Source organism: Flavobacterium erigeronis, assembly GCF_054075165.1.
This window is the reverse complement of the sequence record NZ_JBSKGP010000010.1, coordinates 47,907-72,641: the sequence shown is the minus strand read 5'-3', so window position 1 is coordinate 72,641 and position 24,735 is coordinate 47,907. Positions and strand designations below refer to the sequence as shown.

Sequence of the window (24,735 nt, the reverse complement as noted above, 5' to 3'; positions counted from 1 at the left end):
AGTACAAAACTAGTTTATGTACCAAGTGCGGAAAACCGTAAAACGGAGTTTATCCGGGAAGTATAAATAAAGTTTTATAGTTCTACGCACTTCACTTCCCAACCAAAATTTGGTATTGCCATTTAAACCAACCTGGAAAAGATTCAGGCAGCAATACCCATTGTTCAACATTTAAATTTTAAAAAAATGAAAACACTATATTTATGGGGAGCGTGCGCGCTACTGTCAACTACATTATTTTCTTGTACTGCTGATGAATTAGAAACAGCTGCAGATAAAACTGAGGTAAAAAAAGAAATTAATCCTTTAACTGGCGGGCAGGCAACGGGACCAGATGATGATCCGATTCCAGTTAATCCTCCTCCAAAAAAACCTTAAATAAAATTTGTAATATTTAATTAATTCTTAATTTCGGGGAAAGTACGTATTATGCTACGATCCCCGATTTTTTTCTTATTTATTCTGCTGCTTTTTTTCTCCTGTCAGGAGAAACCTTCTATTGCTATTAAACCTGAAACATCACGAAAGAACGCTAATATTTTACAACAAAATGCAGTTGATAATTTTAAAAAAGGCAATTATAATAGTGCTTTTTATTACTTCAATAAGTCTAAATTAGAATATGAAGCTACTAAAGACAGTGCCGACATTGTCTTTAACCTTATTCAAATGGCCAACATTCAGCAAATAAATGGTGACTATTATGGAAGTAAGGAAACTTTAACAGAAGCATTACCCTACGCTAAAAATGATTACAATTATTCTGCTGCAATAAACAATCTTTTTGGCATCGCAGATAAAGAACTTTCTTTATACAACGATGCTATTTTTTATTATAGTCAAGCAATCAAAGGGGTTACAGATTCTATTTCAACCATTTCCCCATTAAATAATATCGCTGTAGTTTACATTAAACAGAAAAAATATGATAATGCTGTTCAAATTCTAGAATCTATATTAAATAAAAAGATTCTAGACAATAAACCTTCATCTATAAAAAGTAAAGCACGGGTTACTGATAATCTAGGTTTTGCTTACTTCAAAAAAGGATTAAACTCGAAAGGTCTTGATTTGTTAAACGAAGGTTTAAAATTAAGAATACAACTCAACGATGAATATGGCTCTATGGGAAGTTATCTTCATTTGGCTGAGTTTTATTCTCAAACAGATATTAAAAAATCAAATGATTATGCTAAAAAAGCTTTCGAAATTGCAACCAAATTTAATAGTGTTGATGAACGGCTGAAAGCATTATCTTTATTAATCGCTAATAATTCTGATGCAAAATATGCCCAGAAATACATCGCAATTAATGACAGTATTATTACGGTGCGAAATAATTTTAAAAACAAATTTGCCAAAATAAAATACGATTCGAAAAAAGAAAAAGACGAAAACCAAAAACTTCGTTTAGAAAGAGCTGAAAATTTAGTAGCATTAAAAGATGCTGAAATAGAAAGAGCAATATTTATTGCTTGCTTTATAATCTTTCTGGTTTTAGTGGTTTATTTTAAAAAACAATATGACAATAGAAATCGTATAAAGAACATCAAAACAGCATACGATACCGAAACCCGAATTGCCAAAGACATTCACGACGGATTAGCAAATGATGTTTTTCATGCCATTACCTTTACACAAACCCAGCCATTAGCCAATGAGAATAGCAAAGAAAATCTGTTGCAAAAACTAGACGACATTTATTCGCGAGTTCGTGGAATTTCTCGAGAAAATAATGATATCGATACTGGTCCAAATTATTCAAAAAATTTAAAAGAAATGCTTTCAACTTATAATAGTAGCGAAACAAACGTTATTATTAATGGCGCCGAAAAAATAAACTGGGATTCGGTAGAACATTTAAAAAAAGTTGCCATTCAGAGAGTTTTGCATGAGTTAATGGTCAACATGAAAAAACACAGTGACGCTTCTATTGTTGCTTTAAAGTTTGAAAGCGCTTCAAATTCCTTAATTATAAATTATTCGGATAACGGAAAAGGCTGCGAAATATCTAAAATTATAAAAAATGGTTTACAAAATATGGAAAACCGTATTTTGTCTAATAAAGGAACTATTACTTTTGACACTGAACCCAATAGAGGTTTTAAAGTAAAAATAACAATGCCAAAATAAGAGCCTATGTTTAAAAAAGTAATTATTGCCGAAGATTTTGAAGAATTTAATTTAGCCGTAAAACAAACTTTGAGTGACCTCAACATTGTCAATTTTCAGCATGCCAAATATTGTGACGATGCTTTTCTAAAAATAAGAAAAGCCATTCAAGATAATGAACCATACGATTTATTGATTAGTGATCTTTCTTTTAAAAAAGACCATCGAGAAGTAAAAATCGGCAGTGGCGACGAGTTAATTCAAAAAGTGCGTGAACTGCAGCCCGATATTAAAATCATCGCTTACTCTATTGAAGATAAGAATGCTCGTATAAAATCACTTTTTGAAGATTCTGAAATTAACGCCTTTGTGCTAAAAGGTAGAAACAGTATAGATGAACTCAAAAAAGCAATTTCAATAATTTCAACTTCAGACCAAAAATTTATTTCGCCCGAAGTAGCTTCTGCTCTTCAGGAAAAAGGCAACTACGAAATTGATGATGTCGATATTAAAATCCTAAAATATTTATCTGACGGAACCTCTCAAGATGAAATTATAGAAATTTTTAAAACCAGCGATATTAAACCAAATAGCAAAAGTGCCATGGAAAAAAGATTAGCCAAACTAAAAGACTTTTTCAAGGCCAATAATACCGTTCATCTGGTTTCGATTACAAAAGACATGGGAATAATTTAAATTCCTATTCAATTCATTTTAAAGCTCCTTCGGGGGCTTTTTTTATTTCTAAAATCTAAATTTTACCGATTATGGATTTCCGTAAAATACTGGTTTTGATTGGTTTTACTTTTGGGTTGTTAATCATCTAATATTAATTTAAAATCAAAAATTATGGAATACAAAGTAGTACCATTCGTAGCTTCAATTGACCCAAAAAAGGGAACTTCAAATCATGTTGCTGAACAGCTTGAAAGCTTAATAAAAAATTACACAAATCAAGGATGGGAATACATACGTTTAGAAAGCGTATCAACATTTGTTCATCCAGAGAGCGGATGCTTTGGATTGGGTGCAAAACCAGGTTATACAACTAATAGCCAAATGGTTGTTTTTCAGAAAAAATGAAAATTTTCATCTTATTAATTATTCGATTGTACTGGATTCTGATTCCTCAATCTAAAAGAAGAAAATGCATTTTTAAAAAATCTTGTTCAAATTATGTTTTTGAAACAACTCAAAAAGAAGGTTTTATAAAAGGATTAAAAGCTTTTCAATTTAGATATAAAAATTGCAGAGGAAATTTTTCAATTTTTCAAAATCCAATAGACAACAAAATTCAAATGATTCTTCCGTCGCAACTCATAATTGACATAGAGGAAATCGCTGATAGACTAATCAACTAACAAAATTATTCATGATAACACTAGAACTAAAAAGCCATTTTTTAAGATTATACCAAATGGCATTATCTGATGATCAATTTGATGTATTAGAACTTCAAATGCTTTACCATTTTGCAGACGAAAGAGGAATTCCAAAAGAAGAACTTGATAAACTTTTTCTAAACCCTGTCAATACAGATTTTATTGTTCCTGAAACTTTAAATACAAAAATTGAATATCTGTATGATTTAACTCGCATTATTTGGGCTGATGGAAAAATTACCGACGACGAATTAAATATGCTAAGAAAGTATTGCAGAAAATTTGATTTTGTAGAAGAAAATATCAATGACTTATCTGATTACCTCATCGGTTGTGTGCAAAAAAATATCGGAAAAGAAGAAATTATTAGTCAACTAAACTCTTAAGTTATGAAAACAATAACCCAACTATTCAGTTTAAAAAAACCTGAAGATGCTTCTTTTAAAATTTTGGAAGAAAATGAAGAAGACAGAGAACAAATTAGAATTACTTACTACCAGAGTGGTTTTGCCGCATCGGTTAAAGCAACGGGAAAACCAATTGTTTTAAAAGCTTGTCTGCAAAATTTATATATGAGTTTTGAAGACCAATGCCGAAAGCAAAAAATGGAACAAGACAGACTGAAACAGCCTTACCGTGAAGAGCAGGAAAAAAACAGAACTGAACTGAAAAAGTCTGAAGCTGCAATTGGTATTTTCGAAAAAAAAGAACAGGATGTTAATGATAATATCGACCAAATTAAAAACGAGATTATAGAAGTAAAACGCAATCCTGATAAATACGGAATTGAAGAAGGAAAAGGTTTAAAAGCACAATTTTATATTGGCCTAATTCTTTTGCTGCCGATTACCTTATATGTTTTGGTTTTCTATATTTCGGCTTCTTATTCGGCTTTTTTCAAAGAATTTTCAAATGACAGTTTAACCGCCGCAATCTTTGATGCCGATGCTTTTACAAATGCATTTAAGGCAAGCTGGCTTGAAGGAGTTTTAGTTGTAACGATTCCGTTTGTCTTCATGGGATTAGGTTATGTTATTCATATGGTGCAAAAAGGAAAAGGAATTAAAAATATTTTTAGACTAGCGGCACTTTTCACTATAACTTTTTTATTTGATTCTCTCTTGGCTTATATCATCGAGAAAAAAATATATGAATTTAACAAAACAACCGAATCATCTCCTTATAACCTAAATATCGCTTTGGGCGAACCAGAATTTTGGATGATCATTTTTGCAGGTTTTGTAGTTTACATCATTTGGGGACTTGTGTTTGATTTTGTGATGAAAGAATTTGAAAATATTGATAAAATCAGAGCTTTTATAAGAGGCCGAAAAGAAAATTTATTAAATCTGGAAAAACTTAAAACAGATTACATAAATAAAATCAATGGCTTTAAAGAGCAGATTGTTACTATAAACGGTAAAATTTCAGAACTTCAATTGAAAATTGATGGTTTTGTTTTCCCTGTAAAAGAATATCTGCATTATCATCATCAATACAAAGAAGGATGGTTTCAGGCAATCAATACAGAAATTGCTTTACCACATAAAGAAAAAGTAGAACTGCTCGAAAACTGCGAAAATTTATCTGAAGAACATCTTGGAAGATTAAACTTAATCGATCCCGATTTTCAGCATTTAGTGTATTTTAAAAACTAAAATTATGAGAAATACTCTACTCAAAATTTCGACATCCTTATTGATCGTTTTATTTTTTTCATGCAAAGAAGAAATCAAGAAAGAAGAAAAAGAAAATGCTATTAAAAGTTCTGTTTCAGAAAATTATAATATCAGCATTCTTGTTGATTTATCTGATCGAATAAGTCTCAAGAAAAATCCAAATCCTACAATGGAAATTTACCAAAGAGATTTGGGATATATTAAGTCAGTTTCTGAGGCTTTTACAGATCATCTAAAATCTAAAAGAATGAGACAGATTGATGATAAAATGCAGTTGTTCTTTAATCCCGAACCAGAAAATCCTGAAATTAATTCTATTTCAAAAGAATTGAGAATTAATGTCAATAAGGACAATGCTTCAAAAAAATTGCTGAATTCTATAAACGAAACTTACGCTTCTAAAACAGCTGCAATTTATGAATCGGCAATTAAAGACGATAAATATATTGGATCTGATATTTGGAATTTTTTCGACAGCAAAGTCCAAGATCAATGTATAGATAAAAACTCCAGAAACATTTTAGTTATTTTAACTGATGGATATATATTTTATGAAGGAACTCAAATCAAAGATGGAAATTTATCCAGCTACTTAACACCTCAACTAATTAAGCAAAATGGATTAAATACTACCAATTGGCAGAATAAATTTGAAAAGGAAAATTTTGGCTTCATTAAAATTGATGCTGATTTATCTAACCTTGAAGTTTTAGTTTTAGGAATAAATCCAAGCAAGAATAATCCATTTGAAGAAAAAGTGATAAAAGCTTATTGGACCAAATGGCTTTCTGAAATGAAAATAAAACATTTCGAAATTAAAAATGCAGATCTGCCTTCTAACATGGACAAGATTATCAAAGATTTCATTTTAGAAAAAGAATAAATAAACAACACCAATATGTTTTAAAGAGGAACTTTATTGTCCTCTTTTTTCTGTTTAAACTCATTTCTAAAAAACTTCCTTTAAAATTATATCCCTTTACGGATTTCCATAAAATACTGGTTTTGATTGGTTTTACTTTTGGAGTATAAATTTAAACTATAAACCTATGGAAATGAATATTCAACTTAAATCGTTAGCAGATAAAATCAATCAGCTAAAAAGTAAAATTGAAACAGAAGAATCTACAAAACATGCTTTTGTATTACCATTTATTCACATTTTAGGATACGATGCATTTAATCCGCTGGAAGTCGTTCCTGAATTTACAGCAGATCTTGGCTTGAAAAAAGGTGAAAAAGTAGATTATGCTATTTTTCAAAATGGAGAGCCAATTATAATCGTAGAATGCAAAAGCTGGAAAGAAAAACTAACGGTTCACAATTCTCAATTGTTCCGTTACTTTCATGTTACAAAAACTCGATTTGCACTTTTAACAAATGGAATAAATTATCAATTCTTTACAGATTTGGATGATCAGAATAAAATGGATGAAAAACCCTTTTTAGAATTCGACATCTGCAACCTAAAAGAAAATACGATAAACGAAATTGCTAAATTTCATAAAGCGAATTTTGATGTAAATAATATTGTAAGCAACGCCAGTTCGCTTAAATACATTAAAGAAATTAAGAAGCTTATCAATGCTGAATTAGAAAGTCCTTCTAACGATTTTACAAAATTATTTGCCAATAAAATATATGCGGGACGATTAACCGAAAAAGTTGTTGACGAATTTAAAGATTTGGTTCAAAAATCAGTAAGCCAATTCATTAATGATAAAATTAACGATCGTTTAAATGCTGCTTTAAGCAAAGAAACGATTAAACAGCAAGATGAAGAAATAACTTCTGTTGAAGATGACAACAAAGTGGTTACAACTGAAGAAGAACTTGATGGCTATCGAATAGTCGTTGCTATATTACGCAGAAAACTACCAATTGCTAGAATAGTGTATCGAGATACGCAATCGTATTTTGGAATATTGTTAGATGATAATAATCGAAAACCACTATGTCGACTTCATTTAAATAGCGGAAGAAAATATATCAGCCTTTTCAATAATAATAAAACCGAAACTAAAATTGCCATATCTTCTATTGATGATATCTATCAATACGAGAAAGAATTATTAGAAACTGTTGCTCTTTACGAAACAGAATTAAATCCCGTATAAGTACTTATTTTAAAATACTTTATTCTAATTAGATTTATCAAAACTAAAAACTAATCTACCTCTAACATTAAAGCTATGAAAACAAAACATTACATAATTATTGGACTTTGCTTATTTCTTCTAATTGGTGCTCTAACTAACCCTGGAACGGAAAAACACAAGGAAGAAGTAAAATTAAAAATGAATGAACTTTTAGAAAAAGAAATGGATAAGGAAAATGTCACTCAAAATGATGAATTATCAACAGCTGGAGGAATAATGGGAAATGCCCTTGCTAAATCAATGATAAATATGATGGTAGACAATCTCATTTCTTCCTCAAATTATATTCTTTTTTCAACTACAAATGTTACAGTTGAGGGAAAAACTAAAACAATTGGTTTTGGAATTTTAGGGAATGTCTTTTTATCTGGAAAAATTGATGAAGCATTAAAAAAATAGTAATCCAATATTCTAAATTCTACCCCAAACCCATCGCCTATGCTAAAAAACTACTCTCTACTATTTGTATTACTATTTGCATTTTCCTGTAAAAAAGCCAGCGCCCCTCCTCCACCGCAGCCACAAGTAAGTTCGTTTTATAAAAATGTCATTACTGCAGATGACCGTAAAACCATTACGGCGGCAGAAGCCAAAACGTACCATGTAAATTCAACTTATAAATACGAATATAGAACGGGGCATCCAGGACATTATAAGTATAATTATCATGTAAAAGGAATAAACATTAAAGGCGATTCGGTTTTTGGAAACATAAATACAGAGGGAAAATATGGCGCAGGAATATTAATAACGGATACTGTGCCTGAACTAGAGATTAATACAGAATGGGTTTCGCACGGGAAACTCAAAGCTGTTGATAAAAAAGGAAACGAATATCAGCTGGTTGTTAAGTAATTAGATAATTTGTCAATTTGAAAATTTGATAATGCTTGATACTGTTTTTAATTTTTCTTTTTTCTATCCTCTTTGCTCTTCATTCTTTTTAAATACCACATTATGAAATACACTTTACTTTTATTATTTTTAATTCTAAGTTCTTTTAGTCCTGTCGAAACTTCCGTTTATATCTGCGGGCCGACGGGAGCTAAAAGATACCATTACAAAGAAACCTGCCGCGGATTATCTTCCTGTAGTCATGAAATCGTTAAAACATCGCTTAAACAGGCTCAAGGTTTAGGCTTAACTCTTTGCGGATGGGAAGATTAAACTACCTTTATTTCGTTATTTAATTATTTGATAATAATCACTTTACAATAAATTCACATTAGTTTTATTAATTTGATATAAAACTAATCGTTATGAAATTCTTTAATCTAAAATTTCTAGTATCTTTCAAAGAATGGCTTTTTTTAAGAGCAATGCAATCTTCTTTCCTACACTAATAAACACTTAATTATAAAGGAAAAACCGATTGAATGAATAAAGTTGAAAGCTCATTTCTGAATAAAAACCAATTTGGCGAAGATTTCTTGTGGGGTGTGTCAACCGCCGCTTTCCAAATTGAAGGTGCACATGATTCTGACGGAAAAGGTTCTTCTATCTGGGACGTTTTTACTTCTCAAAAGGGAAAAATTAAAAACGGACATCATGCCTTAACTGCCTGCGATTTCTATAATTGTTATCAGGACGACATCAATTTAATTAAGGAATTAAACATTCCGAATTTTAGATTCTCTATCAGCTGGACTAGAATTATGCCAACTGGCGTTCATCCTGTTAATCAGGCGGGTATTGACTACTACAACAAAATCATAGATTCATTATTGGCTTCTGGGATAGAACCTTGGATAACACTTTACCATTGGGATTTGCCACATGCTCTAGAAGTAAAAGGAGGCTGGACAAACCGAGAATCTGTTTCGTGGTTTAAAGAATATGTCGAAGTCTGCGTACAGTATTTCGGTGATCGCGTTAAAAACTGGATGGTCATTAACGAGCCTTCTGTATTTACGGGAGCTGGTTATTTTTTAGGTATTCATGCGCCTGGCAAAAAAGGCATTACCAATTACTTAAAAGCCATGCATCATGTTACTTTGGCAACTGCTGCTGGAGCTAAAATAATTCGCGAACGAGTTCCGAATGCGAATATCGGAACTACTTTTTCATGCACACATATCGAACCAGCGACAGAAAGCGCAAAAGATATCGAAGCCGCAAAACGTGTGGATACTTTACTGAACAGAACTTTTATAGAACCTATTTTAGGATTAGGATATCCGCAGAAAGATCTTCCTGTTCTTAAAAAACTGAATAATTATATTCTAGGAGACGATTTAAACAATCTAGATTTCGATTTTGATTTCATTGGCTTACAATGTTATACCCGAGAAGTGGTAAAATCTTCCATACTTACGCCTTATATTGGCGCCGAATTGGTAAGTGCCGAAAAAAGAAATGTAATTGCAACCGATATGGGCTGGGAAGTTTATCCGCCTGCCTTATATCATGTCTTGAAAAAATTTAATGATTATAACGGAATCCGAAAAATCATTATTACTGAAAACGGAGCCGCTTTTCCTGATACTGTAAAAAATGGAAAAATTCATGATATAAAACGAACCCACTACATACAAGATCATTTAGAACAGATTTTAAAAGCCAAAGAAGACGGTTTAAATGTTGATGGCTACTTCGTATGGACTCTAACCGATAACTTTGAATGGGCTGAAGGTTATAATGCCCGATTCGGCTTAATTCATGTCGATTTTGAGACGCAAAAGCGTACGATCAAAAATTCTGGACTTTGGTTTAAGGATTTTTTATCGTAGACTTGTTTTTTTAACGCAAAGTTCGCAAGGTTTTTTATCTTAATTTACGTATAAAAAACGCAAAGTTCGCAAAGCTTTATCCATAAATAGCTTTGCGAACTTTGCGTTTATCTTGGCGCTCTTTGCGGTTAAAAAAACTTTTTAATTTAACGCACTCTATACTTATAGCTCTGTTTTAAGATTCCAACGTGAATTTTGCCATTATTTTTTAAATGAGTTGTAACCATAATATATTTTTCTTCTGGATACTTTATCTCAAAATTAAAAGTGGTGTCTTTAGCTTTTATCTGAAGCAAGTGTTTTCCTTCACCAGAAACTGACAATCCCACTGTTTCGTAAGTTGGCAATGCTTCTGTTGCTTTCAAATTAATATCCTGCATTTTTTCTTTATCCAGGAATACTTCCAGTTTTAAATTATCCAATTTCATATTTGTCGGCTGTTCAAACGACACGACATATTTTTTACAGCCAAAAAAGCAAAAAACAATTAATAGTATTAGGAACTTTTTCATAAATAGTATTTTAAACTAAACGATTATCTAAAGGTAAATTTTATTTATAATTGTTTGCTAAATATAGACAATTTTTGTGCATTTCAGCTATCGAAAAAAAGTACATTTTGCTACTGGAGAAGTGATATTTCGCAGTTCAAAAAAAAACTTTTTTTACGCAAAAAAAATCGTTATTTTATTGATTTTTAGTTGTTTTATCAATATATTTTTCGTATATTTATAGTGTAAATAACCATTAATTATATGCCAAAAAACAAATTTTCTACATGCCTAAATTATCTTCTCAAAAATTATTTTTTACTTCTTCAAACATTTTATTTTTCAAAATGTTTTCAAGTTTCATTTCCGAAACTGCTTTTTCTAGTCTTTTTTCTGCACCAGATATAAACACGCAGAAGAAACTAGAGCAACAGCTCCAACCGCAACCGTAATTATCTTGCGGGGATATATTTTCTGAACCATTTTTTTAGAAAACAAACTCGCAAAATCCAATAAAGAATTTTCTGTTTTAGAAACTTCTTTAGACTCTTCATGCCCATTATTCACCAAAACATTTTTTTCTATGCCATTATTATCGATTTCGACAGCAACCTTCCCTACATTTTTAATCTGTTTTGCATCTTCAATTCTACATTTTTCATTAAACTTTTTAAAAGGACGAGGCTGAAAATCGACAAGTATTGCGGCAAGATTTATAGCATCAATATTTGATGGATGTGTTTCGCCCTTAAAGAAGGTTTCAATAGGTCTAAACTTATCTTTCTGGTCTTTAAACTTATTCTTTTGAGTATGATTAAAATCTAAACAGAACAAATTCCGAAAAACATTTAAATCGTCTTGAGTCGGGTTATCTTCAAAAATAATCCAGCATAAGTCACGGAGTTTACCGCGCGACGGATTGTATAAAAAATCAAAATACTCTCCCTCTTTTTCGGTCTCGTATTTCATTTTAATTGCTTTAATATATTCTTCTAATGTATTATTCATCTTGCCTTTTTTAGGAACTTCTTTAGACTCATTAATTTTCATTTTTCACCAAAACAATTTTTATATGCCATTATTTTCGACTTCTCTGATTACCCCTTCTCAGCACTTTCAATTTTTATTCCAAAATCTATATTATTTGTATATTTTTTTTAATTGTTCTCAGCCAACTTTTGAAGAACTTTTTGCATCTATAATAATAAAGATTTGTTTAGAATTAAATAAAAATTAATGTCAAAATAGGCGTCGATTTTTCGCTTTTACTGGGAATTCTCGGGAATCTCAGGAATACGTGGGAATTCTGGGAATCCCTTGTCAACAGTGGCCTAGAAACGCCTTTCCTTTGTATCAGAAATTAGTTCAAGTTTTGTCTGCAGACTAAAACAAAAATATAAAACTAGTTCTAATTAACATTGTGGAAAACCGTAAGACCGAGTTTATTCGGGAAGTATAAATTACGTCTTACCGTTCTACACGATCGACTTCCCAAAATCAAATTGGTATTGCTTTCAGAAGCTCTGAATATGATTCGGACGGCCATACCTATGTCTAATTTCTAAATTAAATTAAAATGAAAAAACTAATACTATTCATAGCTTTCGCGCTATTGTTCACTATATTTTCTTGTACTCCTGATGAGTTCGAGACTCAACCAACAAAAAAAGTTGAAAAAACTATTGATAAGGCACAAGCTGGTGATGCTGATCCTGATGGTCCTGGGGATACAAAAACCAATCCGCCAACAAAACCATAATAATATATTGTGGTATCTAATTAATTACTATTTTCGGGGAAAGTAAATTTATATGTTACGGTCCCCGTTTTTTTATTTTTTAATAATTGTTTTTCTTTTTTCTTGCACAGAAAAAAAGGAAATAGATCATAACATAAAATTTACAGAAAATAAAGCAAGAAGCTTAAGAAACAAAGCTCTTGAGAATTATGAAAAACAAGACTTCAATACTGCCTTCTATGGATTTTATAAAGCGAAACTACTTTATGAAGACTTAAAAGATAGCATCAATATAGGATATACATTAATTCAAATGGCATCAGTCCAACAGGTCAATGGCGATTATTATGGAAGTAAGGAAACGGTAACTGAAGCATTGCCTTTTGTTGAAAAAGACAGAATCTATGTAGCTGCTATTAACAACATATTAGGGATTGCCGACAAAGAGCTTGCTCTTTACAATGATGCTATAGTTTATTATAAAAAATCAGCAAATGGATATATTGATCCAATTGAAAAACAAAGCCCTTTAAACAATATTGCTGCCGTATATTTATATCAAAAAAAGTATGATAAGGCAATTAATCTTTTAGAATCTTTTCTACGTAAAAAATTATTACAGGATAAAACTCATTCATATCAAAGATCCTTAATTCTAGATAATTTAGGTTATGCCTATTTTAAAAAAGGAATGAATGAAAAAGGATTATCATTAATGAATGAAAGTCTCGAAATAAGGAAAGAAACAGAAGATACTTACGGAAGTATTGAAAGTTATTTACACCTTGCCGATTACTACACAAAAAGAGACCCTCAAAAATCGGATGAACATGCACTGGCTGCTTACAATACAGCCACGAAACTAAACAGTGTTGATGAAAGATTGGAGGCACTTCAAATTTTAATTTCAAATGATCATTCTCCTAAAACAAATCAATATACGCAACATTATTTTTCGTTAAATGACAGCATTATTAAAGTTCGAAATAACTTTAAAAATAAGTTTGCTAAAATTAAATACGATTCCCAAAAAGAAAAAGACGAAAATGAAAAGCTTCGTTTAGAAAAAGCAGAAAATCAACTAGCTTTACAAAGAGATAAATACCTAAAAATTGTATTTGGTATTATATCTGCATTTTTGCTCGTCTTAATAGCAATTTTGGTGCGTTATTTTAAAAATAAGAACAAGGCTATAGAATTTAAAACTTCATACAATACAGAAACCCGAATTGCTAAAAAAATACATGATGAATTGGCAAACGACGTATTCAATGTGATTGCTTTTACAGAATCACAGCCACTATCAGCGGAAACTACCAAAGAAAATCTTCTTCAGAAACTCGATGACATCTATTCTCGCGTGAGAGGAATCTCAAGAGAAAATAACAGTATCGATACCGGGCTTGATTTTACACAAAGTATAAAAGAAATGCTTTCGACTTATCAAAGCAAAGAGAGAAATGTCATGGTTACCAATATAGAAAATGTTGAATGGGAAATTATTGACGAGGTGAAAAAGATTACCATAAGCCGTATTCTACAGGAATTAATGGTGAACATGAAGAAACACAGTCAGGCAAATCTGGTTGTCATAAAATTTGATAGCGATCCGAAATCTATATTTATAAATTACATGGATAACGGAATTGGCTGCGAAAAAACTAAGATTGCAAAAAATGGCCTTCAAAACATCGAAAGCCGTCTCAACGCCATAAAAGGAAATATTGAATTTGACACAGAACCAGACAAAGGATTCCGTGCAAAAATGGAGATACCCAAACATACTCAAAGTAAAGTTAAGAAAATAGCAGCTGCGTTTTAAGCTATTTTTAGAAAACAAAAAAGCCTTTCAGGAATTTACTCCCAAAAGGCTTCTTCTCTACAAATCAATTGGCAAAATTATTTCCATCCGCCGCCCAAGTCTCTGTAAACATGGACTGCAGCATTTAATTGTTCTTTTTTAGTATCTACCAATTCTAGTTTTGCTTCTAATGCGTCTCTCTGCGTCATCAAAACTTCAAAATAATCTACTCTTGCCGATTTAAACAAATCGTTTGAAACACTAATAGAGGTATTCAACGCATCAACCTGTTGTGATTTTAAATCATAACTTTTTTGAAGGTTTTCGATTTTAGAAAGCTGTGTTGAAACTTCCAAATACGCATTCAGAATTGTTTTATCGTAATTGTATAAGGCTTGAAGCTGTCTTGCATTGGCACTAGAAAATTCGGCTTTAATCGCATTTCTATTAATCAAAGGCGCAACAAGATCTCCCGCTAAAGAATACAAAAGTGATTCTGGCATTGTGAATAAATAAGATGGTTTAAAAGCTTGAACTCCAATTGCAGCCGAAATATCCAAAGAAGGATAAAATTCTGCACGAGCCACTTTTACATCCAATTTTGCCGCTACTAATTCTAATTCAGCTTGTTTAACATCTGGACGATTCATTAATAATTGAGAAGGCAGTCCCGAGTTTACAGCTGCCGGAAGCAAATCTGTAAAATTGGTTTTGTCTCTTTTAATATCCTGTGGATAACGTCCTAACAAAAAGTTGATTTTGTTTTCGTTTTCTTTGATTTTCTGCAAAATATCAAACTCCAAACTTTTTGAAGTTAAAACCTCAGCCTGAAATTTCTGAACTCCCAATTCTGTTGCTCTAGCCGCTTGTTTCTGAATTTTTACAATTTCTAAAGCGTTACTTTGCAAAGCAATAGTCTGTTTAACAATATCCAATTGGCTGTCTAAAGCTAATAATTCATAATACGAATCGGCGATTTCAGCAATTAGATTGGTTACCACAAAGTTCTTGCCTTCTACCGTTGCTAAATATCTGTTTACGGCTGCTTTTTTAGAGTTGCGAAGTTTTTTCCAGATATCTACTTCCCAATTCGCGTAAGCGGCAATAGTAAAATCTGGCAACGGATCTGGTGTTTCTACTCCTGGTTTTATTTCAGTTGTAGCATCTCCTGCACCCTGACTTGTATATCGACCTACTTTTTCTATTCCAGCGCCCGCGCGAATTCCAGCTGTCGGAAGCAATAATCCTTTTCTAACACGAATATCATTCTTTGCAATTTCAATTTCCTGCAAAGTCATATTCAATTCCTGATTGTTTTTTAAGGCAACGTCAATCAGCTCTACTAAATTTTGATCTTTAAAAAATTCTTTCCATTTTAGAGCAGACATATTGGTTGTGTCCTGCGATTTTACAGCTCCAAACGCTTCAGGAACCGGAGTGCTTGTACTGGCAGTTTCAGCTGCAGGGGTTTTACATCCTGCCACGGCAAGACATAAACCCAATGCAATACTGTATTGATATAATTTGATTTTATACATGATTGTTGTCAATTTCTTCTGTTAATGGATTTTCTTCTTCATGTTTTACCAATTTGTGTTTCTCTGCAATTTTGGCAAATATGAAATACAAGCCAGGAATTACAAATACACCGCAAATGGTTCCGATAAGCATACCTCCTGCTGCTGCAGTACCAATTGTTCTGTTACCAATTTTACCTGGACCTGTTGCAAAAGCAAGCGGCAATAAACCTGCGATGAAAGCAAACGAAGTCATTAAGATTGGACGGAAACGTGCTTTTGCTCCTTCCATAGCAGCATCTAAAACTGATTTTCCTGCTGCATGCCTTTGAATCGCAAACTCTACAATTAATACGGCATTTTTACCCAATAATCCGATCAACATTACCATGGCAACCTGAGCGTAGATGTTATTTTCTAATCCAGTTAATTTTAATAAAAGGAAAGCTCCAAAAATACCCGCTGGTAAGGAAAGAATTACAGATAACGGAAGAATAAAACTTTCGTACTGAGCGGCTAATACTAAGTAAACGAATCCTAAACAGATTAAGAATACCCAAATTGCCTGATTTCCTTGCGCTACCTCATCGGCTGAAATACCTGCCCAGTCAATATCATATCCTCTTGGCAATTTTTCAGCCGCTACTTTCTGAATTACTTTAATCGCTGTTCCAGAACTGTAACCCGGAGCAGCAGAACCACTGATCTGTGTTGAGGTGTACATGTTATGACGTGTAATTTCTGAAAGTCCGTATACTTTTTCTAATTTCATAAAAGCAGAATACGGAACCATTTCGTCACGATCGTTTTTCACATACAGTTTCAAAATATCATCTGGCTGCGCGCGATATTCTGGAGAAGCCTGAACGATTACTTTATAGTTAATACCGAATTTAATAAAACTGATTTCGTAGTTACTTCCCACAAGAGTTGACAAACTATTCATTGCATTTTCGATAGAAACCCCTTTTTGCTGCGCCAAATCATTGTCTACTTTCATCATGTATTGAGGAAAACTAGAACTATAGAAACTAAATACATTCGATAATTCTGGCTGTTTGTTCAATTCAGCAACAAATTCATTGTTTACCTGCTCTGTTCTTTTGTAATCTACGGTACCTGTTTTATCTAATAAACGAAGCTCAAATCCTCCGGCAGCACCATATCCAGGTACAGCAGGCGGTTGGAAGAATTCGATATTTGCCCCCGCAATATCTTTACATTTTTCTTCCATTTCATGCATAATCTCTAGAACAGATTCCTTTCTATCACTCCAATCTTTAAGATTGACCAAACAAGTTCCAGAGTTTGCTCCTGTACCTTCAGACAAAATTTCGTAACCTGCTAACGAAGAAACCGATTTTACACCGTCAATATCTTCAGCAATTTTCTGAACTCTTTCGGCAATATTATTTGTTCTTTCTAATGAAGAACCTGGAGGAGTCTGAATAACCGCATAAAACATTCCTTGATCCTCATTCGGAATAAATCCTGAAGGAACTGTACTGCTTATAAACCAAGTTCCAGCACAGAAACCAAGAAGTGCTACGATAGTCACTACTCTTCTGTCAATAATTTTAGCTAACAGATTTTGATATTTTCCTTGAGCTAAATTGAATTTTTCGTTAAACGCATCAATAAATCTATTGGCAGGCGTTTTCTTTTTAGGCTGACCGTGATTGTTTTTCAGCATCATTGCACAAAGTGCCGGTGTTAAAGTCAAAGCCACGATACCCGAAAGAATAATAGCCGTTGCCATAGTAACCGAGAACTGTCTGTAGAATACCCCAACTGGTCCTGACATAAACGCTACCGGAATAAATACCGCCGCCATCAAGAACGTAATCGCAATAATTGCTCCTGCAATTTCGTGCATGGCTTTTTTAGTCGCTTTAAATGGCGAGAGATGTTCTTCTTCCATCTTGGCATGGACGGCCTCAATAACCACAATCGCATCATCGACGACGACTCCAATGGCCAATACTAAAGCAAATAGTGTAATTAAGTTTAATGATATATCGAAGAATGTCATAAACACAAAAGTTCCGACCAAAGAAACAGGTACTGCAATTGCCGGAATAACGGTCGAACGCCAGTCTCCTAAGAAAAGGAAAACTACTAAACCTACCAGAATAAAAGCTTCAACCAAAGTATGAATTACTTTTTCGATAGAAGCATCAAGGAATTTAGAAACGTCGTATGAAATTTCATAATTCATTCCTTTTGGAAATCTTTGTTTCAGTTTTTCCAATTTCGCTTTTACTTCTTCAATAACCTGATTCGCGTTACTTCCAAAAGATTGTTTTAATACGATCGCTGCAGATGGTTTTCCATTCAAATTAGAATAAATATCATACATCGAACTTCCAAATTCAATGTTCGCAATATCTTTCAAACGTAAAAGCTCACCGTTCGGATTTGCCTTAACTACGATGTTTCCGTATTGTTCTTTTGTTGTAAAACGTCCAGAATATTTCAATACATATTCAAACGCTTGAGAACGTTTACCAGAACTCTCTCCTGTTTTACCTGGAGAAGCTTCTAAACTTTGACTAGACAATGCTTCCATTACCTCATCTGCAGAAATTTTGTACGCAAGCATACGATCTGGTTTTAGCCAAATACGCATTGCATATTCACGTGTTCCTAAGATATCTCCAGAACCAATACCGTTTACCCTTTTCAATTCAGAAAGTACATTAATATCGGCATAGTTGTACAAGAACTTCATGTCGGTATTTGGATCTGTACTGTAAAGGTTGACGTACATCAACATACTTGGCACTTCGCGGGTAATTTTTATACCTTCACGAATTACCAAAGGAGGAAGTTTATTCGTAACAGAAGCCACACGGTTCTGAACGTTAATCGCCGCCTGATTCGGATCTGTACCTAAGTTAAAAACTACTTTGATTGTAGCTTCTCCGTCGTTTCCTGCATCAGAAGCCATATATTTCATTCCTGGAACTCCATTTAAGGCTCTTTCCAAAGGAATAACAACCGCTTTAACCATCAGCTCACCGTTTGAACCCGGATAATCTGCGGTAACATTCACCATTGGAGGTGAAATGGTAGGGAATTGTGTAATTGGTAAATTTAAAACCGACAATACCCCCAAAAAGACAATAATCAGCGATATCACTATCGACAGAACAGGTCTTTGTATAAATTTATTAAACATTTTGTATATTTTTTAATGATTAATCCATGCAAATCAATACAGCCAGTACACTTTCAGCATTCACTGAATACAATCCGGATGCTTCGGGATTGAGCACTGAACACTGAATTACTCTGCTTTTAAGCGTAAGTGATTAATTACTTCTTTAGGAGATTCGTAATCGAATTTAATTTTGTCGTTTTCTTTTACTTTCTGAACACCTTCAAGCAAGATTCTGTCGTTTTGTGTAAGCCCTTTTTTGATTACATATAAATCAGGAATTTCACCCGTAATGGTAATTTCTCTTGAAGTTACTTTATCGTCTTTGCCTACTATAAAAACATACTTTTTGTCTTGAATTTCGTAAGTTGCTTTTTGCGGAATTACAACAGCATTTTTAAGCGGAACATTCATCTGAACCTGTCCTGTTTCTCCGTTTCTAAGCAATTTTCCAGAATTAGGGAATCTTGCTCTAAAAGCGATATTTCCAGTTTCGTTGTTGAATTCACTTTCGATAACTTCGACATTTCCTTTGTCTTTAAAAGTATCTCCATTAGCTAAAACCAGCGACACTTTATTATCAGCGCGGTCTTTCACATTCGTCTGATATTGAAGATATTCTGGCTCAGAAACGTTGAAATAAGCAAACATCTGACTGTTGTCTGAAAGGCTTGTCAATAATTCGCCTTCATCAATTAAACTTCCTAATTTTAAAGGAATACGGTCGATTGTTCCGTCAAACGGAGCTCTGATTTCTGTGAATGATAAATGAAGTTTTGCTAATGAAACTTCAGCTTTTGCTGATTGCAGTTTTGCCTGAGCAACGCTCAATTCGTTTTTAGAAACGATATTTTTGTCTGCCAGCAATTTAGCATTTTGCAATTCGATTTCTGCTGATTTCTGTTCTGCCTGCGCTTTTAATAATTCTGCCTGATACATGTTTGGCATAATTTTAAATAATAGCTGGCCTGCTTTTACAAACTGCCCTTCATCAACGTATATATTTTGTAGAAACCCTTTTTCTTGGGCGCGCAGTTCAATATTTCGAACTGATTTTATTTGAGATACATAATCTTTTGTAAACGAAGTATCAATTACAACCGGATTGGTAACGGTAAATTTTTCAACTTCTTCTTTTTCTTCTTTTTTTGATGTACAGCTCGTTAAGCACACCAAGGCCATTAAGCCTGTGAACACAATGATTTTTTTCATGATTTAGTTTGGAAATTAAGCGATTGAATGCTTTTTGGAATGAAAATTCCTTTTGGATGTTAAAATGCATCAGTCAGCCTAGTCCAGACCTTTACTTTCATATAAGCAGAAGTAGAATAAATATACAACAGCAAGATACGCAGAGATCAAAACTCAGGTAACCGATGTATACTGTAAAATCAAATTCTTAATACTCGTTGAGTAATATAGATAGGATTTGAATGCCCGAAAACAGGCGTAGAAATTTTTAAACGATTAGAATCATTCGCTGCAGACTGATCTGAAAGTGCCAGATACAAAGCGTCTACCAAACTATACGAAGCCGTAAAAAACTTGTTCGTAAGTGTATTAACATCATCTCCTCCTAAAAGGTCTTCTTCTAGATCAATATCTGTAGCTTCTTCAATTGTTGAAGTTCCACGATCCTGATTGGTAAATTTTACTCTGTGTTTTTGAAGATGATGATGAGCATGAGGACCAAAAGTATTGGCATTCAAATATTGGCCTCCGCCAAACAGAAGCATATTCATGAATACTAGAAATACAATTAACTTTCTCATTTCGGTGCGAAAGTAATAAAAGAATCGAAAGAAAAAAAGATTTTTTAACAAGCTTTAACAATTGCCAAAAGCGAAAACGTTTTCAGTAATTAAACAGATGAACATAAGACAACAAAACTTGTTTTTTAAGATCATAAACAACTGCAATTCAAAAAATTAAATCAGTTGAAAAAACTGTAATTACAGATCTATTTCCATGATTGTAAATTCCTGACCCGCTTTGATAAATGTTTTGTGAGTATCTGTAAGTCCGATTTTTTCGTAAAAAGACTTTTTATTGCTTCTGGCATTACACCATACTTTTTGTATATTTTTATTTTTTGCAAATTCCAAAATATGCTTTAAAAGATAAGAAGCAATTCCTTTTCCCTGATACTCTTCTAACGTTGCCAATTTTCTAAACTGCATTTCTTTTCCTTCAATAAAACAGGAAACAATAGAAACCAATTTATCTTCTTCAAAAACTCCAAAATGATATCCTAATTCGTCTTCTTCAAGCTGTACAAATTCGAAGGGCTGGTCTGGCCACATTACTTCGTGTCTGATCTGCCAAGTATCGGATGCTTTTATTCTTTTAATTTCCATTTTGAAATAAATTATATCGTCAAAAATAATTCTTTTTGATTGGATGGAGAAAAGTAAAAGAGAAATCTCGATACAATTAATTTCCAAAACTTTACAAAAAAATAAATCAGACAAATCATTCAATTTTAATCTATTATGATTATTTTTATGTCACCAAAATCAAATAAAATTCCGTTATGAGAAAATTATTTTTAGCAGCATTTTTATGTATTTGCGCCAATGGATTTGCACAATTAATACAAATTGGACCTCAGATTTCGACGAATATTACTTCTGTCGATGCAAAAAATTTCAGCTCCGACCATACTAATACAGGAATTGGCTTTGCCGGTTTTGCACGAGTAAATCTGTTGCTTTTTTATGCTCAGGGTGAATTTGGATATGCCAAAAACAGTTTTAGCGTTTATCAAGATGGTATTGGAGAAACTGAATTTAAATTGGCTGGGACAGATGCCACATTAATTGCAGGATACAAACTTATTCCGCTGGGAAAACTCGGAAATGTGAGACTTTTTGTAGGCTACAACTGGAAGAATTACTCCGATATAAGCTCCAGCAACAATTTAAATACTATAGCATTCGAAAAAAATAATCACAGCGTGCTTGGAGGAGTTGGAGTCGATGTTTGGAGATTTACTTTTGATGTAAGATATCTTGCTGGATTGACAGATATAGATGCTTCTGACGGTGAAATTAAAACTGGAGTCACCAACTTATCAGTAGGATTTAAATTCCTATAGAATAAAAACCATAAAAAAAAGGGAATCGATTGATTCCCTTTTTGTGTCTTATTTAAATCTTAACGTAATAACTTTCTTCGTTATTAGTTTTGATTCTCTCTATTCCTTCTTCTGTTTTAATGGCTACATTAATAACATGAAGCACATTGGATTTTTCATCAATATCGCAGTTCCAAATTGTTCCGTCTGAAAGAATAATTTCTGAAAATGGAGATACCATACATTTAGCATCATTATAAACTAAATTTTCTGTTTTTAGAAGTTTCTTTACTTTCGTTTTTTTGTCAACTTCGTAAAACAATATTTCATTTTCTTTAATTTCGACCACTTCATCAAAAGTAGACTGATCATTACTGTTTGATTGAGCCGAAGACCATACAGGCTGGTTCCCTGTTTTTTTCCAAGTTCCAATTGCTTGGCTCATAATTTCTTTTCTTAAAAGCTCGCGTAAAGTGTCTACTTTTTTGACAGCTTCTTGCCCTATTTCATTCTCTGGTTTAATCTTCGCAGCCAAAGAAAATAAATCGATAGCTTTTACAAAATCGGCTTTTTTGTAGTAAGAAACAGCCAATTCATACTTGTTTTTTTGAAACGCGGTTTTTTGATCGTTCTGGCCAAAAAACTGAAAAGTAGTTAGCAGAACAATCACAACAAATGTCTTTTTCATTAAATCTTGTAGGTTTTTTTTGTTTTTTGCAAACATAAATTATTTTGCATAATAATCTTTACGGTTTTCCGTATTCTTGAATATTTTTAACTATTATAAACAAAAAAACGCCACTTCATCAAAACAAAGTGGCGTTATTAAAGTTTTATTAGAATTAATTCAATTATTTAACATGTAAAATATTATTTTCTGGCGTAGCATCCATAAAAATTCCGCCATCAAGTTCAATTTTTTCTATTTTTTTTGCGCTTTTCAAAATTATTTTAGCTGTTTTTTGATTTTTCTCCCAAATTGCTGGAGTTTGATGAACTGTTGCTGTCGATTTATCAGCGTAAGTAATCACAACATCAAACGGAATTGCAAAACCTCCAATGTTTTCTACTGTTATAACTTTTTTATCAGCAGAATAATCTTTTACAGCAATGTCTAAATAATGGTTGGTAAAGAACCAATTATTAAAAAACCAATTTAAATTCTTTCCTGTTGAGGTATTGAATGCATTAAAATAATCCCAAGGAATTGGATGTTTTCCGTTCCAGATATCCATGTAATCGTGCAGTGCCTTTTTGAATACATCGTCTCCAAGCATATCTTTTAGAGCCAAATAAGACAGAGACGCTTTTCCATAAGAATTATTGCCATAACCTGCACCCGAAACTTGAGTAGACATTGTTATTATAGGCTGGTCTTCCTCTGTAGAACGATCATTGATATAGCCTTTTACTCTAAAATTTTGATAAAACTTATCTGCTGCTTCTTTACCGTGTTCCGCAATTCCGATTAAATATTCGAAAGTTGTCGCCCAGCCTTCGTCCATAAAAGCATAACGTGTTTCATTAATTCCCATATAAAAAGGAAAATAAGTATGAGCTACTTCATGATCCTGAACTAATTGAGCAAAAATTGGATCATCCATTTGCGAATCGTTACACATCATTGGGTATTCCATGTCTGCAAAACCTTGAAAAGCCGTCATTTTAGAAAACGGATACGGAACTCCAGGCCAATTGTTAGAAAACCAATCTAAAGCATATTGATTGTTTTTTACTGAATTTACAAAATCTGTTCCTTTAACATTGTAAGCTGCCTGAACACTTGCCCGACGATTTGTTTTTTTGTCGACCACAACACTGCTGGCATCCCACAAATAATGATCGCTTAAACCAAAAGTAACATCTGTAATGTTTTTTGCTTCAAATTTCCAGACATTCCAATCGTATTGTTTGGTTACGATACCGCTTTTCATTTCTTGTTCGTTAGCCATATGCAAGATTTCATCTGTTGTATAAGATTTCTTTAAGCGTGAAGCAAATTCAGGCTGTAAAACCTCATCAGGATTTAATAAATCTCCTGTTGCATATACCACATAATTTTTGGGTGCTTTTACAGAAAAAGTATAATCATTAAAATCATTGTAAAATTCTTGACGATCTGTATGCGGTAATTTATCCCAGCCATTGTAATCGTCGTAAACCGACACGCGAGGATAGCTGTACGCTACAAAGAAAGTTGTCTCATCAATCTGCCCTTCTCTACCGCTTTCTTTAGACAAAGGATAATTCCACTGGATATTGATAATGGTTTTTGAATGCGGAAAAATCGGTTTTTGCAATTTCACATTTCCAACAGTACCCCAATTTTTAGCGTCTTCTTTATAGACTTCATTTTCTATTTTTAATGAAGTGATCGTTAATCCGTCGCTTAAAAAATCGTTGCTCACTTCACTGCCTCTTGGAGAAGATGGTTTATGAAGATTATTTACAAAACGGATAACTAAGTTTTTCAGGGTGTCTTTACTATTGTTTTCGTAAAGAATGGTTTCTGTTCCTGTAACCATTCTGGTTTTGGGGTCAACAGCGATTTCCATATTATATTTTCCTCGGTTTTGCCAGTAGTTTGCGCCAGGTTTTCCGTCTTTAGAACGAGTTCCTTTTTCAAAGGCTTTTTTTATATTTCTTGGCATATAAAGTTCTTGGGCAAAACTATTTTGAGCGAAAAGAACAAATGCTATTAATGCAAATTGCAAAAATTTCTTTTTCATAAATGATTCTTAGGTCTTTAAATTATTTTTTAGATAACTATTAGTGGAGATTTTTTTTAGAATGTTACAAAGTTAATTATTAATTGTGAATGCTCAATTGCGAATTATGAATGTATTAAGACTAAAAACTTAGAAGCTAAAAAAAAGAAAAACCGCCTGTCA

Annotated in this window: 25 protein-coding genes; 16 read left to right on the top strand and 9 right to left on the bottom strand. The window is 32.8% G+C overall.

The features are described from left to right. Positions 1-186: 186 nt before the first annotated feature. From ACWA1F_RS19115 to ACWA1F_RS19055, 13 genes are all read left to right on the top strand, one after another. Positions 187-378, top strand: coding sequence for a hypothetical protein (locus ACWA1F_RS19115; RefSeq protein WP_456895990.1), 192 nt, complete (start codon positions 187-189; stop codon positions 376-378). Positions 379-429: 51 nt separating this feature from the next. Continuing rightward, the gene (locus ACWA1F_RS19110; RefSeq protein ID WP_456895988.1) at positions 430-2,133 is read left to right on the top strand and encodes a tetratricopeptide repeat-containing sensor histidine kinase; all 1,704 of its coding nucleotides are present in this window, start codon (positions 430-432) and stop codon (positions 2,131-2,133) included. A gap of 6 nt (positions 2,134-2,139) precedes the next feature. After that, positions 2,140-2,808, top strand: coding sequence for a response regulator transcription factor (locus ACWA1F_RS19105; RefSeq protein WP_456895986.1), 669 nt, complete (start codon positions 2,140-2,142; stop codon positions 2,806-2,808). 153 nt (positions 2,809-2,961) lie between these two features. Next, positions 2,962-3,195, top strand: coding sequence for a hypothetical protein (locus tag ACWA1F_RS19100; protein WP_456895984.1), 234 nt, complete (start codon positions 2,962-2,964; stop codon positions 3,193-3,195). Further along, complete coding sequence (gene yidD / locus ACWA1F_RS19095) at positions 3,192-3,473, top strand: membrane protein insertion efficiency factor YidD (RefSeq protein ID WP_456895982.1); 282 nt, start codon at positions 3,192-3,194, stop codon at positions 3,471-3,473. The genes ACWA1F_RS19100 and yidD overlap by 4 nt, the downstream gene beginning before the upstream one ends. Positions 3,474-3,484: 11 nt before the next feature. After that, positions 3,485-3,880 (top strand): tellurite resistance TerB family protein, encoded by a 396-nt coding sequence (locus tag ACWA1F_RS19090; RefSeq protein WP_456895980.1) that lies wholly within the window; start codon positions 3,485-3,487, stop codon positions 3,878-3,880. A 3-nt stretch (positions 3,881-3,883) separates the two neighbouring features. Beyond that, complete coding sequence (locus ACWA1F_RS19085) at positions 3,884-5,152, top strand: ABC transporter permease (protein WP_456895978.1); 1,269 nt, start codon at positions 3,884-3,886, stop codon at positions 5,150-5,152. Between the two features lie 4 nt (positions 5,153-5,156). Next, the gene (locus ACWA1F_RS19080) at positions 5,157-6,056 is read left to right on the top strand and encodes a hypothetical protein (protein WP_456895976.1); all 900 of its coding nucleotides are present in this window, start codon (positions 5,157-5,159) and stop codon (positions 6,054-6,056) included. Between the two features lie 172 nt (positions 6,057-6,228). Then, positions 6,229-7,290, top strand: coding sequence for a type I restriction endonuclease (locus tag ACWA1F_RS19075; RefSeq protein ID WP_371878208.1), 1,062 nt, complete (start codon positions 6,229-6,231; stop codon positions 7,288-7,290). 75 nt (positions 7,291-7,365) lie between these two features. After that, positions 7,366-7,731, top strand: a complete 366-nt coding sequence (locus ACWA1F_RS19070) for a DUF4359 domain-containing protein (protein WP_456895974.1) — start codon at positions 7,366-7,368, stop codon at positions 7,729-7,731. A gap of 39 nt (positions 7,732-7,770) precedes the next feature. Further along, entirely contained in the window at positions 7,771-8,187 is a 417-nt protein-coding gene (locus tag ACWA1F_RS19065; protein WP_456895972.1) for a hypothetical protein, read from the top strand. A 102-nt stretch (positions 8,188-8,289) separates the two neighbouring features. Then, a complete protein-coding gene (locus ACWA1F_RS19060) occupies positions 8,290-8,499 on the top strand; it encodes a hypothetical protein (RefSeq protein WP_456895970.1) in 210 nt (69 codons plus the stop codon). Between the two features lie 209 nt (positions 8,500-8,708). After that, positions 8,709-10,061 (top strand): GH1 family beta-glucosidase, encoded by a 1,353-nt coding sequence (locus tag ACWA1F_RS19055; protein WP_456895968.1) that lies wholly within the window; start codon positions 8,709-8,711, stop codon positions 10,059-10,061. A 146-nt stretch (positions 10,062-10,207) separates the two neighbouring features. Here the strand turns inward: ACWA1F_RS19055 and ACWA1F_RS19050 are convergent, their stop codons facing one another. Together ACWA1F_RS19050 and ACWA1F_RS19045 are read right to left on the bottom strand one after the other, a co-directional pair. Next, positions 10,208-10,573 carry a hypothetical protein gene (locus ACWA1F_RS19050; protein WP_456895966.1) on the bottom strand — a complete coding sequence of 122 codons (366 nt, stop codon included), beginning with the start codon at positions 10,571-10,573 and terminating at the stop codon, positions 10,208-10,210. A gap of 360 nt (positions 10,574-10,933) precedes the next feature. Beyond that, on the bottom strand, positions 10,934-11,560 hold the full coding sequence (locus tag ACWA1F_RS19045; protein WP_456895964.1) for a hypothetical protein: 627 nt from the start codon (positions 11,558-11,560) through the stop codon (positions 10,934-10,936). Positions 11,561-12,128: 568 nt separating this feature from the next. On the opposite strand from ACWA1F_RS19045, the gene ACWA1F_RS19040 reads away from it, so the two are divergent. Both ACWA1F_RS19040 and ACWA1F_RS19035 read left to right on the top strand, forming a co-directional pair. Next, the gene (locus ACWA1F_RS19040) at positions 12,129-12,311 is read left to right on the top strand and encodes a hypothetical protein (RefSeq protein ID WP_456895962.1); all 183 of its coding nucleotides are present in this window, start codon (positions 12,129-12,131) and stop codon (positions 12,309-12,311) included. Between the two features lie 292 nt (positions 12,312-12,603). Beyond that, positions 12,604-14,112: a tetratricopeptide repeat-containing sensor histidine kinase gene (locus ACWA1F_RS19035; protein WP_456895960.1), complete on the top strand. Its 1,509-nt coding sequence runs from the start codon at positions 12,604-12,606 to the stop codon at positions 14,110-14,112. A 77-nt stretch (positions 14,113-14,189) separates the two neighbouring features. Here the strand turns inward: ACWA1F_RS19035 and ACWA1F_RS19030 are convergent, their stop codons facing one another. The 5 genes from ACWA1F_RS19030 to ACWA1F_RS19010 form a co-directional block, all read right to left on the bottom strand. Further along, positions 14,190-15,629 carry a TolC family protein gene (locus ACWA1F_RS19030; RefSeq protein WP_306155998.1) on the bottom strand — a complete coding sequence of 480 codons (1,440 nt, stop codon included), beginning with the start codon at positions 15,627-15,629 and terminating at the stop codon, positions 14,190-14,192. After that, the gene (locus tag ACWA1F_RS19025; protein ID WP_306155999.1) at positions 15,622-18,789 is read right to left on the bottom strand and encodes an efflux RND transporter permease subunit; all 3,168 of its coding nucleotides are present in this window, start codon (positions 18,787-18,789) and stop codon (positions 15,622-15,624) included. The genes ACWA1F_RS19030 and ACWA1F_RS19025 overlap by 8 nt, the downstream gene beginning before the upstream one ends. A gap of 108 nt (positions 18,790-18,897) precedes the next feature. After that, entirely contained in the window at positions 18,898-19,980 is a 1,083-nt protein-coding gene (locus tag ACWA1F_RS19020) for an efflux RND transporter periplasmic adaptor subunit (RefSeq protein WP_456895957.1), read from the bottom strand. 179 nt (positions 19,981-20,159) lie between these two features. Next, on the bottom strand, positions 20,160-20,540 hold the full coding sequence (locus ACWA1F_RS19015) for a hypothetical protein (protein ID WP_456895955.1): 381 nt from the start codon (positions 20,538-20,540) through the stop codon (positions 20,160-20,162). 180 nt (positions 20,541-20,720) lie between these two features. Beyond that, a complete protein-coding gene (locus tag ACWA1F_RS19010; protein ID WP_456895953.1) occupies positions 20,721-21,125 on the bottom strand; it encodes a GNAT family N-acetyltransferase in 405 nt (134 codons plus the stop codon). Between the two features lie 176 nt (positions 21,126-21,301). Between ACWA1F_RS19010 and ACWA1F_RS19005 the strand changes: the two genes are divergently transcribed. After that, a complete protein-coding gene (locus ACWA1F_RS19005) occupies positions 21,302-21,865 on the top strand; it encodes an outer membrane beta-barrel protein (RefSeq protein WP_456895951.1) in 564 nt (187 codons plus the stop codon). 52 nt (positions 21,866-21,917) lie between these two features. Here the strand turns inward: ACWA1F_RS19005 and ACWA1F_RS19000 are convergent, their stop codons facing one another. Together ACWA1F_RS19000 and ACWA1F_RS18995 are read right to left on the bottom strand one after the other, a co-directional pair. Then, positions 21,918-22,532, bottom strand: a complete 615-nt coding sequence (locus ACWA1F_RS19000; protein WP_456895949.1) for a hypothetical protein — start codon at positions 22,530-22,532, stop codon at positions 21,918-21,920. Between the two features lie 163 nt (positions 22,533-22,695). Next, complete coding sequence (locus ACWA1F_RS18995; protein ID WP_456895947.1) at positions 22,696-24,573, bottom strand: M1 family metallopeptidase; 1,878 nt, start codon at positions 24,571-24,573, stop codon at positions 22,696-22,698. Positions 24,574-24,735 lie beyond the last annotated feature (162 nt).